General features: G+C 74.8%; 12 protein-coding genes. 7 read left to right on the top strand and 5 right to left on the bottom strand.

The genetic code is table 11. The annotated features are described in order from the left end of the window. The first annotated feature begins 285 nt into the window (after positions 1–285). From IE251_RS18035 to IE251_RS18015, 5 genes are read left to right on the top strand one after another with little or no spacing between them, the layout of a single operon-like run. A complete protein-coding gene (locus IE251_RS18035) occupies positions 286–1,314 on the top strand; it encodes a 3-oxoacyl-ACP synthase III family protein (RefSeq protein WP_189753989.1) in 1,029 nt (342 codons plus the stop codon). After that, positions 1,311–2,051, top strand: coding sequence for a glycosyltransferase family A protein (locus IE251_RS18030; protein ID WP_189753988.1), 741 nt, complete (start codon positions 1,311–1,313; stop codon positions 2,049–2,051). The genes IE251_RS18035 and IE251_RS18030 overlap by 4 nt, the downstream gene beginning before the upstream one ends. Further along, positions 2,051–3,616, top strand: a complete 1,566-nt coding sequence (locus IE251_RS18025) for a class I adenylate-forming enzyme family protein (protein WP_189753987.1) — start codon at positions 2,051–2,053, stop codon at positions 3,614–3,616. The genes IE251_RS18030 and IE251_RS18025 overlap by 1 nt, the downstream gene beginning before the upstream one ends. Further along, positions 3,613–4,767: a cytochrome P450 gene (locus IE251_RS18020; RefSeq protein ID WP_229896820.1), complete on the top strand. Its 1,155-nt coding sequence runs from the start codon at positions 3,613–3,615 to the stop codon at positions 4,765–4,767. The genes IE251_RS18025 and IE251_RS18020 overlap by 4 nt, the downstream gene beginning before the upstream one ends. Continuing rightward, positions 4,764–5,705, top strand: coding sequence for an NAD-dependent epimerase/dehydratase family protein (locus IE251_RS18015; protein WP_189753986.1), 942 nt, complete (start codon positions 4,764–4,766; stop codon positions 5,703–5,705). Before IE251_RS18020 ends, IE251_RS18015 begins: the two co-directional genes overlap by 4 nt. Here the strand turns inward: IE251_RS18015 and IE251_RS18010 are convergent. Then, positions 5,641–6,642: a DUF4232 domain-containing protein gene (locus tag IE251_RS18010; RefSeq protein ID WP_189753985.1), complete on the bottom strand. Its 1,002-nt coding sequence runs from the start codon at positions 6,640–6,642 to the stop codon at positions 5,641–5,643. The two genes, IE251_RS18015 and IE251_RS18010, sit on opposite strands and share 65 nt — an antisense overlap. A 218-nt stretch (positions 6,643–6,860) precedes the next feature. Between IE251_RS18010 and IE251_RS18005 the strand changes: the two genes are divergently transcribed. Beyond that, the gene (locus IE251_RS18005; RefSeq protein WP_189753984.1) at positions 6,861–7,388 is read left to right on the top strand and encodes a DUF6584 family protein; all 528 of its coding nucleotides are present in this window, start codon (positions 6,861–6,863) and stop codon (positions 7,386–7,388) included. A 64-nt stretch (positions 7,389–7,452) separates the two neighbouring features. Here IE251_RS18005 and IE251_RS18000 read toward each other — a convergent pair whose 3' ends face one another. Continuing rightward, entirely contained in the window at positions 7,453–7,599 is a 147-nt protein-coding gene (locus IE251_RS18000; protein WP_189753983.1) for a hypothetical protein, read from the bottom strand. Between the two features lie 205 nt (positions 7,600–7,804). On the opposite strand from IE251_RS18000, the gene IE251_RS17995 reads away from it, so the two are divergent. Beyond that, positions 7,805–8,608 carry a phosphotransferase gene (locus IE251_RS17995; RefSeq protein WP_189753982.1) on the top strand — a complete coding sequence of 268 codons (804 nt, stop codon included), beginning with the start codon at positions 7,805–7,807 and terminating at the stop codon, positions 8,606–8,608. A 143-nt stretch (positions 8,609–8,751) separates the two neighbouring features. Here IE251_RS17995 and IE251_RS17990 read toward each other — a convergent pair whose 3' ends face one another. The 3 genes from IE251_RS17990 to IE251_RS17980 all read right to left on the bottom strand — a co-directional run bounded on the left by IE251_RS17990 (position 8,752) and on the right by IE251_RS17980 (position 11,604). After that, on the bottom strand, positions 8,752–10,071 hold the full coding sequence (locus IE251_RS17990) for an NAD(P)/FAD-dependent oxidoreductase (RefSeq protein ID WP_229896819.1): 1,320 nt from the start codon (positions 10,069–10,071) through the stop codon (positions 8,752–8,754). Positions 10,072–10,280: 209 nt separating this feature from the next. Continuing rightward, positions 10,281–11,357 (bottom strand): response regulator, encoded by a 1,077-nt coding sequence (locus tag IE251_RS17985; protein ID WP_189753981.1) that lies wholly within the window; start codon positions 11,355–11,357, stop codon positions 10,281–10,283. After that, positions 11,350–11,604, bottom strand: a complete 255-nt coding sequence (locus IE251_RS17980; RefSeq protein ID WP_189753980.1) for a hypothetical protein — start codon at positions 11,602–11,604, stop codon at positions 11,350–11,352. The genes IE251_RS17985 and IE251_RS17980 overlap by 8 nt, the downstream gene beginning before the upstream one ends. Between the last annotated feature and the right edge of the window lie 41 nt (positions 11,605–11,645).

The following is an 11,645-nucleotide window of genomic DNA, read 5'->3' as shown; positions in this document are numbered from 1 at the left end:
CGGACAGTCCGGAGCGATGCGATACCGGCGGCCGGCCCCCGCCGGGAGCCCTCCGCCGGCCACCAACCTCCCCCCGCCGACCGACAAACCACCGACAAACCGCTCATGGCCACCGACAGACCGCCTCCAGGCCGCCGACGGCACGGACCGGAACAGGAGTCCGCGGACCTCCCCCTGGGTTCGGAAGTGGGTGCGACCGCCCTTTCCCGGTGGTCGTTTTCACCCATGCCGGTTGAGTACCCGTGCTCAGGCCCGCTGCCGTGGTCCGCTCGTAGCGTCCCGTTCATGCACATAGACCACGCTGCTCACGGCCCGGCGCGCCGGGCGGGCATCACCGCGGTGGCTTCCTGCCTGCCGGAGCGGGAAGTGACGTCCCGGCAGCTGCGGGAGCGGATCGCCGCGGCCTCCGGGCTGTCCCTGCCGGCCCGGTTGTTCGAACGGGCCACCGGCATCGTCTCCCGCCGGGCGGTCGCGGAGGGCGAGTACGCCTCGACGCTCGCGGTGCGGGCGGCCCGCGTCGCGCTGAACCGGGCCGGGCTCGCCCCGTACGACGTGGACCTGCTGGTCTTCGCCTCCGCCTCGCGGGACGTGGTCGAACCGGCGACCGCGCACATCGTCCAGGCCGAACTCGGTTCCCGCGCCCACGCGCTGGACGTGACCAACGCGTGCAACAGCTTCGTCAACGGCATCGACACGGCACGCGCGATGATCCTCGCCGGCCGGGCCCGCCGCGCCCTGGTCGTCACCGGGGAGACCCCCAGCCGCGCGGTGCGGCACGCCCCGTCCGGGCTCGGCGAGCTCCGGGACGGATTCGCGGGCTACACCTTCGGCGACGCTGGGGCCGCGGTCGTCCTGGAGGCGGTGGAGCGGGGCGGCATCCTCGACGTGGACACCGAGACGCACTCCGGGCACTGGTCGGTCGGGGGCATCTTCGGCGGCGGTTCGCGCCATCCCCGTGGGGACGAGCACACGTACTTCCACGGTGACGGCGGCGAGTTGCGCGAGGTGTTCGAGAAGGTCGGAACGTCGGTGCTCGACCGGATGCGGCACCGCACCCGGCTGGCGTGGAGCGACTTCCGGCACATCCTGGTGCACCAGGTCACCGTGCCGTACCTGGAGCGGTTCGTGGAGCTCACCGGTGTGCCCCGGGACCGGCTCGTCGTCACGGTCCCCGAGCTGGGGAACATGGCGAGCGCCACCCTGGGTGTGCAACTCGACCGTGTGCACGAGGGGTTGCGGCCCGGCGACCGGGTGCTGTTCGTGGGCCTGGGCGGCGGCGTGAGCATCATGACGATGGTGTGGGAGAAGGCATGAGCGCCCTGTGGGTGGTGGTGCCCGCGCACCAGGAGGCCGCGCGCATCGGCGGCACGCTGGACGCGCTCGCGGCCCAGCGTGACCGTGACTTCACCCTCGTCGTCGTGGACAACGCCTCCACCGACGGCACCGCCGCGATCGCGTACGACTTCGCCCGCTGGGCGCCGTTCCCGGTCCACGTCCTCAGCGAACCGGAGAAAGGGGTGGGCTGCGCGGTGGACACCGGCTTCCGGTACGCGATCGAGCACGGTGCGACGCTGCTGGCCCGCACCGACGCCGACTGCCTGCCGCGCCCCGGCTGGACGGCCGGCGCCCGCGACGCCCTGCGGCACGGCGCGGGCCTGGTGTGCGGACGCGTCGACGCGCGCCGCGACGAACACGGTCCGCTCGGACGGGCCGCCTTCCGCGCCCTGGTCCGCGCGGCCGCGTTCTTCGGGCGGATCCGGCCCGCCCACCACCGCCGCCACGGCTACCTCGTCCCGTACCGGATGCACGCCGGCAACAACATGGCCGTCACCGCCGCGCTCTACGAAGCCGTCGGCGGGATGCCCCGCCGCCCCTCCCCCACCGACCGTCTCTTCCTGAACCGGGTGCGCCGCCACACCACCGCCATCGTCCACGCCCGCGACATGGTCGTGGAGAACTCCACCCGCCGGCTGCGCGCCTACGGCCTCGCCGGCACCGCCCGCTGGTACCTCGACAAGGGCCCGGGCCGCCACGGGGAGGACCCGCGCTGATGCTCGACATCCTCGCCCACACCCTGCGGCGCCACCCGGACCGGCCCGCCGTCCTCGGCACCGCCCGCACGGGGGCCGTACGCGTCAAGGCCACCTACGGCGACCTGGCCGGCCTCGCCGACCGGTACACCGCCGCCCTGCACGCGCGGGGCATCGCACCCGGTGCCACCGTCGGCGTCGCCGTGCGGCCGGGGCCCCGGGCGCTGGCCGTGCTGCTCGCCGTGTACCGGCTCGGCGCGCGGGCGGCGGTGCTCGACCCGGGCGCCGGTCCGGACGTGCTGCGCGCCCGGCTGGCCCTGGCCCGTCCCGACGTCGTCCTCGCCGACGCCACCGCCCAGGCGGTCGCCGGATGGGCCCGCCCGCTCGCCCGCCGGGCCCGGCTGGCCCTGCCGGACCTCTCCGAGCTGGGACCGGTGGCCACGGTGGGGCCCCGGCTGCCCGGTTGCGCCCCGGTCCTGGACGTGGACGTGCGGGCCGTGGCAGTGCCGCCCGCGGTGGACGGCGACGGTGACGCGGTCATCGTGTTCACCTCGGGCACCACCGCCCGGCCCCGCGCGGTGGTGCACACCCGCTCCTCGCTCGCCGCCGGCATGGCCACGGTGGCCGAGCTGGTGCGGCCCGAGGCCGGGCGGCCCGTCCTCGGCGGCACCTTCTTCGTCCTCGTGCCGTCCCTCGCGAGCGGGGCACCGGTCGCGCTGCCCGCCCGCTCCGCGCGCGTGCTGTCCCGTCAGCTGCGCCGGCTGGCTCCCCAGGCCACCTATCTGACACCCCCTCAGCTGAGGCGGCTGCTGGCGGAGGGCGGCCGGTTCGGCGGGCGGGTGTGGACCGGGTCGGCTCCCGCGAGCGCCGAGCTGCTCACCCGCGTCAAGCGGGCGGGCGCCCAGGAGGCGTGGGGCGTCTACGCGCTGACCGAGCTGTTCCCGGCCGCGGCGGTGGAGCAGGCCGACAAGGCCGCTTTCACCGGCGAGGGGGACCTGGTCGGCGTCCCCCTGCCCGGCGTGGCGGCCAGGACCGCCGCCTCCGGGGAACTGCTGCTGTCCGGGCCCGCCGCCCGCGACCGCTACCTGGGCGAGGACCCGGACCCCTGGGTCGCCACCGGGGACCGGGCGCGCCTGGACGGCGGCCGGATCGTGCTGGAGGGCCGCCGCAAGGACATGGTCCTGCGGCGCGCGGAGAACATCTACCCGGGGCTGTACGAGCCGGCGCTGCACGTACCGGGCGTCGAACTGGCCCTGCTCGTGGGCGTACCGGCCGGAGACGGTGACGAACGCCTGGTCGCCGTCGTCCAGCCCGGCCCGGGGGCGGACCGCGCCGCGCTGCGGTCGGCGCTGGCCGGACCGCTGGAGCGCATGGGGGCCGCCCGGCCGGACGCGGTGCTGCTCGCCGGCATCCCGCTGTCCGGCCGCTCCCTGAAGCCCGACCGCGCCGCGACCGCGCGCCTCGCCGCCCGCCACCTCGCCGCCGACCACTCCGGCTCCGGCCACCTCACCGCACAGGGCCCCCTGCTGTGGTGCCGGGACCGCCGCGACCGGCCCGCCGACCCCGAGCAGGTGCACGTCCGTTGACCGACCGACCGTCCCCGTCCCTGGCCCGCGCCCGCCGCCGCGACCGGCGCGTGTACACCCGCTCCCACCCCGTGCTGTTCGCCCTCCTCGCCGCCGCCCGCCGCCACGAGGTCACCCGTGTCGGCACGGCGGTGCTGGTGCACGGCACCGGGCCCTACCGGCAGGCCCTCACCCGTGTCCCGCTGGACCGCACCGCCGCCGGCACCACCGGCGGCGCCGCCCGTGACCTGGCCACGGGCGGCACGCTGTTCGACCAGGAGGGCTCCGGACACCGCGCCACCCGGCGCACGGTCGCCGGCGACCTCGGCGCGGCCGGGGTGGAGCGGCTGCGCCCGGTGTGGCAGGGCGTCCTGCACCGCCGCCTCGCCCCGCTCGGCGCGGGCCGCGACGTCGATCTCGTACCGCTGGCCCGGGAACTGGCCGGCGCCACCGTCCGCGCGCTGCTGGGCGCCACCGGCGACCCGGAGGACATCGCCTCGGCGGCCGCCGAGGCAGCGGCCGCCGCCGTACGCGACCACCTGCCCGGCCCCCGTCCGCCGGGCACCACGCGCGCGGCCAGGGCGGCGACGGCGCGGCTGGAGGCGCTGCTCGCCCCGGCCTCCGGCACGACGGCGGAACCGGCCCTGCGGGCCGTGCTCGCGGTCGCCGCCGTCAACACCACGGTCGCGGCCCTCCCGCGCGCCGCCGCCTGGTGCGCCGACGCGGGGCTGTGGGAGCAGGCGGCCGACGACCGGCTGCGCCCGGCCCTGGTGGGCGAGTTGCTGCGGGTGACCGCCCCGTCCCCGCTGCTGCCCCGCGTGGCGGCGGCCGACGCCGACCTGGGCGGCTGCCCGGTACGGGCCGGGGACCGCCTGATCCTGGTGGCACGGCACGCCGTACGGGCCCACGACCAGCCACCGGACGCCCTGCGCCCGGCTCCGCCCGCCGTGGCGCGGCTCGTCTTCGGGGCCGGCGCCCACGCCTGTCCCGGTGCCCGCCTGGCCCGCGCGCAGCTCGACGACGCCCTCGCCGCGCTCGCCCCGTACCGGCCCACCGTCCGGCGGGCCCGCGTGGACCGGGGCGCGGCCCTGCCGGGCTGGCGTTCCCTCACCGTCCGGGCGTCCGGCGCCCGTCACTCCCTGGAGAACCGGTATTCCCTGGAGAACCGATGACCACGATCGCCGTCACCGGGGCGAGCGGCTTCTGCGGCTCGTACGTCGCCACGACGGCCGCCGCGCGCGGCGCCGACGTCCTGTGTCTCGGGCGGCGCCCCGGCCCGGTCGGCCGGCACATCCCCTGGGACGCCGCGCGTGAGGTCCCGGATCTGTCCGGTGCCGACCTCGTCGTGCACTGCGCGGCGGCCGTCGGCGACCCGGTGCCCGGCTCCCCGGCCGAGGCCGCCATGCACGCCGTGAACGTCGACGGCACGGCGCGGCTGCTCCAGGCCGCCGGAGGCCGGCCGGTGGTGTGGGTGAGCAGCGCCAGCGTCTACGCGCCCGGCCCCGGGCGTTCCCGCGTCGCCGAGGACCATCCGGTGGGCGGCCACCTGAACGCCTACGGGCGCACCAAGGCCGCCGGGGAGGCGCTGGCGCTCGCCGCGGGCGCCGTGGTGCTGCGGCCCCGCGCCGTCTACGGCCCGGGGGACCCGCACCTGGTGCCCCGGCTGCTGTCCCGTGTCCGCCGCGGGCTGCTCCTGCTGCCGGGGCCCAGTGTCCGCCTCAGCCTGACCGCGGTCGAGAACCTCGCCGACGCCTGCCTGACGGCCGCCGGCTGGCCGCCGGGGGCGTACAACATCGCCGACCCGGCGCCGTACGACCGGGACGAGGCGATCCGGACGGTCTTGCGCGCCCACGGCGTACGGGCGCGCATCGGCCACATCCCCCTGGCGGCGGCCCGGACCGCGGCGGGCGCCGTCCAGGCTCTGGCCCGGCTACGGCCGCACGCGGAGCCACCGCTCACCCGGTACGCCGTCGACCAACTCGCGCACTCCGTCGTCCTGGACGTCTCCAAGGCAGAGTCCCAAGGGTGGACAGCCGGTCGCTCGCTCAAGGACTATCCGTCTGCCTTCCGGCGAGCGGTTCCCGGGGTTCCGCCTTCTTCCACGGTCTGACTCCGAGCTTTCCGGTGGTTCCGAGGTCGAGGTGCGGGGTCACCATCACCGGCTCGGCGCCCGCCTGCGCCCGGACCCGCACATGGGGCACGTCCACCGGCGTGCCGAACTCGGTGGTGTTGCGCCAGACCAGGCCGGCGGTCGCCGACTCGCCGGGTTCCAGCCGGACGGGCCGGGGCCGTTCGTCGGGCCCGGCGCCGGTGGTGATCTCACCGCTGCCGTGGAGGATCCGGACGCCGTCGACGGGCCGGAACGCGTCGTCCAGGAGTTCCAGCAGCGGGTAACCCTCCACGGTGTAGGCGCGCTTGCCGCAGTTGTCGAGGTGCAGGCCCACGACGCGCAGCCCCATGGCCGCATCGCCCTGGTCGGCGCTGATCCGGATCCCGGAAGCGGGACACGTGCCCGGTGCGGCCGGCGCCTCGCCCGCGGGGACCTTGGTCACTCGGGACACCTTGGCGCCCGTCACCCGCGGCATGGACGGCGGCAGGTGTCCGGCCCGGACCGTACCGCGTACGGTCTGTCCCGGGCCGACGTCGCGGACGGTCTCGGTCTGGTTGGCCATGGCTCCGCCGTCGGCGCTGACGAAGGTGAAGTCGACCGAGTAGGTCCAGGCCTCGGTGCCGTCGTTGGTGACCTCGTACGTCGCGGAGATCCCCGAGTCCGAGTCCGTGGGGAGCTTGTCGGCGGAGACGAGGTAGCCGCTGCGGGTGGGCGTGGGGGAGGCCGACGACAGGGTCAGCGAGGTGATCCGTACACCGTCCTTGCCCGGATCATCAATCCGCGTGACCTCCCGGGACGCCGACGCGCCGGCGTCGGTGCTCCCGGGCCCCGCGCGCTCCGTCCCGCACGCCGTGAGCAGCACGGCGGTCGCGGCCAGGGCCGACAGCAGGGGAAGGGGCGCGGCGGAAGGGCGGCGGAGGTCAGCGGGTCTGCGCATCCGGCCATCCCATCAGGGTGCGCACCCCGCGTGTGTCGCAGAGGTCACAGTCGCGGTCACAAGGCTGTCACAAGTGCGGCGGGGAGGGGCCAAGAGGCCGTGCGGTACGTGTCGTTGACCGGTCCCGCCGGGGTTCGGCCGATGCCCGTCGGGAGTGAGCGGGTGCTGTGCGCGAAACCGGGTCGCCGTGACTCGGTGCGGTGGCCGATCATACGTTCATGCCCCTGAGTGAGACCCTTGCCCGAGTCGACGCGGACCTGGCCGCCGGCCGGGTTCCCCTCGCGCGCCAGCGTCTGCGCGGTCTCGTGTCGTCCTTCCCGTACGACCTGACGCTCCGCCGGCGTCTGGCCGAGGTGTACCGGCTCTACGGCGACGCGGCCGAGGCCGGACGCTGGATGTACCTGGAGGAGGACCGGGATGCCGAGGAGACCGCCGCCTTCGAGGCGCGGTACGGGTCTCCGGCGTGGCGGATGAAGGCCCTCGCCTGGCGCGGCCCCGAGGCGCTGGCCTCCAGCGTCTTCGCGGAGCGTCAGCTGGTGGCGGTGCGGACCGCGTGCGCCGAGGAGTTGGGGCGTACCGTCGACTGGGACGACCCGGATTCCTACCGGGACGGTCTGGAGGAGGAGTCCGCGGAGCCCCACCAGCCGTGGTCGGTGGGCGATGTGCTGCTGGGCGCCGGCTGCCTGGTGGTGGTCCTCGCGTTCCTCGCGATCTGGGTGATCGGAGTCGTCTCCCTCTTCGACTGACACACGGCCACGGGGCCGGCGCCGACCGGCCTTGCCCGATGGCGGTTCCCGGATGAGCGGCGCCTCAGCAGCAGTGCTGCGTATCGGAGGCCGTCACGGCCTGCCCGCCCGAGCGGGCGTCGGCTCCGGCCGCGCCCACGGTGACGCCACCCATCGCGAGGCCCGCTACGAACACGACTGTGGTGACGATCAGAAGCAGCTTCTCCCTCATGGGCCCTCCCCCGAGTACAACGCCTGCACGGATCCCGGGTACGCCGGAAAGGCGCACGACCGCCGCATGGCCTGATTCCCCCCGAGGAAACCCGCCCCGTCCCGACAAGGCAAGCGCCTGTTCGGACAAGTGGCCGACGGCTTCGGGCAACAGCCGTCCACCGGACGTGTCCGCGCGGGGGCGATCCGGCGGTAGCGTGAGCGTCATGACGGCTGAGGGCGAGGCGCTGGTCGGCGGGATGATGAACGCGGGGGCGGTCTTCCGCCGCGGTGCGCTGGTCGAGCGCCCGGCACCGCGCAACGCGCGCGCCCTGCATGCCCATCTTCTGGCGCTGAAGGAGCACGGCTTCGACGCGGCGCCGAGTCCCGTCGGTCTCACCGCGGACGGCCGCGAGCAGCTGACGTTCGTCCCGGGGGACGTGCCTCTGCCGCCGTTCCCCGGCTGGGCGATGACGGGTTCCGCCCTCGCTTCGGTGGGGAGCCTGCTGCGGCGCCTGCATGACGCCGGCGCGGCCGTCGCGGTCGACACCCGTGCCGAGTGGCCCCGGGACCTGGCCGACCCGGAGGGGGGAACGACGCTGTGCCACAACGATGTGTGCCCGGACAACGTCGTCTTCCGTGACGGCCGTGCCGCCGCCCTGATCGATTTCGACTTCGCTGCCCCCGGCCGTCCCCTGTGGGACATCGCCATGACCGCCCGCTATTGGGTGCCCATGCTCGACCCAGGATCCGCGGCCGCCGCCCTCTACCCCGCCGGGCTGGAGGCGCCCGCACGGCTGCGGATCCTCGCCGACGGCTACGGGCTCCCGGCCGGGGACCGCGCCGAGTTGCCCGGGGTCGTCGAGCAGGCCACGGAGGTCTGCCGGGCCTTCGTCGCCCGCCGTGTGGCCGACGGTGACCCCCTCTATCTCCAGGCGCTGGCCGAGCGTGGCGGATGGGAACGCTGGGACCGCGTGCAGGCATGGCTGGTGGACCACCGCGAGACGTTCACGGCCGCCCTGCTGAACTGACCGGCCAGGTGCCGAAGAAGTTGACACTGCGCCCCGTCCGCGAAGACTGACAGCCTCGCGGACCGGGCCGGGAGCGGACGGGCTCGCCCGCCGGCGGGTTCGAGCGGGTCCCGCGGGAGGCCGGCGCCCTCACGCCGGAACGATCAGTGGATCCCGGTCAGGACCCGCGCCGTCCGGAGGAGAAGGCGAGGGCTCGTGAGAGCGCGCGGGTGCTTGCGCATGTTCACCACGGCCATGAACTCCTCGTTGACGGCTCGGTCGATCACGGATGCCTCCACGACCTTGTCCCCGACCCATCGGAGCAGCCGGTAGCCCGGCGGGTACGGGCCCGTCACGTGCGGCTGGGCGAGGTCGGCGACCGCGGAGACCTTCCATGCGGCGTCCACGACGACGCCGAGCCGCCGGAAATAGTCCCAGGCCGGTGCCTGCGGAGAGGCCCCCGAGCGCAGGTGCGCCGACAGTGACGAGGCGGCGAGCGTGGCGAGGGTGAGCCCTTGGCCGTAGACGGGGTTGACGGAGGCGACGGCGTCGCCGACGGCTACGAGGCCCCCGGGGAAACGCCCGAGGCGGGTGAAGTCGCGCCGTCGGCTCTCGGGGAAGTGGAACGTCTCGATGTCTCCGTCCCACCGGCAGCGGTCGGCCACTTCGCGCAGCGGGGCGACACACCGGCGCATGCGTCGCAGGAATGTCTCCGGGTCCCGTCCGGGCCGGTAGTCGCCGTATCCGACCAGCACCACGGACCACCGGTTTCCCTCGACCGCCACGAGGGCGCCGGGTTCGCTGAGGCGCTGCTCGTAGCCGTTGGCGGGACCCGGCGTCGCGTGGGCGACCACGGTGCCGGGAAGTTCGTCCCCGCGGTCGAACGTGGCGGTGGCGTAGCCGAGATCCACCTTCATCCGCTCCATGGGCGGGCTGTCCCACCCGTGCCCGGCCAGCCAGGTACCCAGTCGGCTGGAGCGGCCCATGGCGTCGACGACCAGGTCACCGCTCAGGTCGGCGAGGTCGCCGGGCCGCGCGCTGTCCCGGTGCAGCACACGGACGCCGCGGACACGTGCGCCGTCGAAGATCAGGTCTCGGACCTGCGCGGTCACCACGGTGACCTGGGGCAGGGCCAGAACGCGCCGGCGCACCTGCTCCTCGAGGAACGGCCTGGTGGCGCCCAGCAGCGTGTTGTCCGGCAGGCAGGCCTTCAGTGCTCCGTCGACGTAGTACTGCACTTGCGGGCCTCTTCCCACCTGGGCGCCGCCGGCCACGAGTTCCTCGGTGATGCCGGGCAGCCAGCGGTCGAGCTGCGCGTGGCCCATCGACAACAGCGCGTGCAACTGCCTTCTGTGCGGCGCCCCTTGCCCGGAGCCGTCCGCGCCGTCGGGGTCGACCACGACCACTTCCTCCGCGTGGTCGGCCAGCACGCGAGCCGCGAGCAGCCCGGCGAAACTCCCGCCCATCACGATGGCTCGTCGCACCTCGACCCCCTGAAGCAGGCTGCGCGGATCCGGCCGCGTCAGCGCGTCAGGCCCCGGCCGGTGTCCCGATCGACAACGCCTCCGGGGAACCCGTCGGCGCGTTCACCCTAGGGGCTCCACGCCGCACGTGTACGCCCGTCCCCTCGCCAAGTCCGAAATCCTCCTCCCCTTCATCCGGGTGAGTGACCGCCGCCCCGTCGGCAAGCCGTCTACTGGCCGTGCCGCTCCAGGTAGATGGAGGTGAACACGGCGACCTTGGCGCGCAGGGCCCACGGGTCGAAGGGCTTGCTGATGTAGTCGACGGCGCCGGCCGCGTATCCACGGGCGGAGTGCTCGGACCCCGTGCCCATCGCCGTCAGGAAGATGATGGGCACGTCTCGTGTCCTCGGGCGGCGTTTGATGTGGGCGCAGGTCTCGTAGCCGTCCATCTCCGGCATCTGCACGTCCATGATGATGACGGCGAAGTCGTCGTGGTCCAGCAGGGCCTTGAGGGCCTCCCGGCCGGAGGAGACGGTGACGAGTTCCTGTTCGAGCGTCGCCAGTACGGCGGTCATCGCCAGCAGGTTGTCCGGCTGATCGTCCACGACGAGGATCTTGGGCATGCCTTGCCGCCCCGTCGGCAGTACGGCCGTCGTGGTCTGCTCCACGGCGTCCAGCTGGCGTTCGAGGAGATCGCAGCGGTCCTCCGCCGCGGCGCGCTGCGCCTGTGCCTCCTTCAGGGCCGCGCCGAGCCGCTCGACTTCCTGCTGGAGCGCGTCGCGTTCCTGGATGAGGCCGTAGACGTCCGGGTGCGCCTTGGCGAACTCGTCCGCTCGTCTCTGCTCGGCGATGCGGTCGACCTCGAGCTGGTTGAGGCGGGTCTCCAGGTCGGCGATGCGCTGTGTCCGGTCCAGCAGCGCGTCGCCGAGGACGTCCCCGCGGACGCTGGACCGCCGGGACACATGGTCGGCGTCGGCCAGTTGCTGTTCCAGGATCTCCACCGCGTGCTTGGGTGACGAGGCGGCGTCCACGGCCGATCCGTACAGCCCCCGCACCAACTCGATGGCCTCGGTGGTGACCGCGGTGCCGCGGTGCTCGGCGACGTCGGTGAAGAGGTCGTTGATCACCTGCCACGGCGGTAACCGGGTGCCGTTGAGGTAGCGCGACACCGTGCCCGGATCGAGCCGGCGCCGGGCCGCGTACCGGCGGACGGACACATCGAGGCTCTCGAACAGCTCGCGCAGCGCCTCGGCCAAGGCCCGGGAGGCCTCGTGCAAGTCCTGCCCGAGGGGTCGCAGTTCACCCATTTCCGTCCCTCTCGGCCGGGCCGGCGCCGGCGGAGGCCGGGGGCTGGGGGGTGCCGTCCTCGGCGGCGATGAGGCGGTTGAAGAACGGCACGGCCAGTCCCGCGGCGGCGAGGCCCGCCAGCAGGCCGCGGGCCGCCCCTTCCCCGGCGACGGCCGTCAACCCGCTCACGGTCGCTCCGGCGAGCAGGGCGAGCAGGGCGAGCAGAAGTACCAGGGCTGATCTCGGTGACAGCAGCGGACGGTCCACCGCGCGCTCCATTCGTGCAACCCGCCGCCGTACGACGGGAT

This window comes from Streptomyces eurythermus (assembly GCF_014649115.1).
In the GTDB taxonomy this organism is placed as follows: Bacteria; Actinomycetota; Actinomycetes; order Streptomycetales; family Streptomycetaceae; genus Streptomyces; species Streptomyces eurythermus.
The sequence above is the reverse complement of the archived record's forward strand: the minus strand, read 5'-3'. Positions and strand labels throughout refer to the sequence as shown.

What these genes read in the sequence shown, in the direction of transcription:
- IE251_RS17985 (WP_189753981.1), bottom strand. Translation starts at nt 11,357, where the DNA reads ATGGGTGAACTGCGACCCCTCGGGCAGGACTTGCACGAGGCCTCCCGG.
- IE251_RS18025 (WP_189753987.1), top strand. Translation starts at nt 2,051, where the DNA reads ATGCTCGACATCCTCGCCCACACCCTGCGGCGCCACCCGGACCGGCCC.
- IE251_RS18035 (WP_189753989.1), top strand. Translation starts at nt 286, where the DNA reads ATGCACATAGACCACGCTGCTCACGGCCCGGCGCGCCGGGCGGGCATC.
- IE251_RS18030 (WP_189753988.1), top strand. Translation starts at nt 1,311, where the DNA reads ATGAGCGCCCTGTGGGTGGTGGTGCCCGCGCACCAGGAGGCCGCGCGC.
- IE251_RS18005 (WP_189753984.1), top strand. Translation starts at nt 6,861, where the DNA reads ATGCCCCTGAGTGAGACCCTTGCCCGAGTCGACGCGGACCTGGCCGCC.
- IE251_RS18000 (WP_189753983.1), bottom strand. Translation starts at nt 7,599, where the DNA reads ATGAGGGAGAAGCTGCTTCTGATCGTCACCACAGTCGTGTTCGTAGCG.
- IE251_RS18010 (WP_189753985.1), bottom strand. Translation starts at nt 6,642, where the DNA reads ATGCGCAGACCCGCTGACCTCCGCCGCCCTTCCGCCGCGCCCCTTCCC.
- IE251_RS17995 (WP_189753982.1), top strand. Translation starts at nt 7,805, where the DNA reads ATGACGGCTGAGGGCGAGGCGCTGGTCGGCGGGATGATGAACGCGGGG.
- IE251_RS18015 (WP_189753986.1), top strand. Translation starts at nt 4,764, where the DNA reads ATGACCACGATCGCCGTCACCGGGGCGAGCGGCTTCTGCGGCTCGTAC.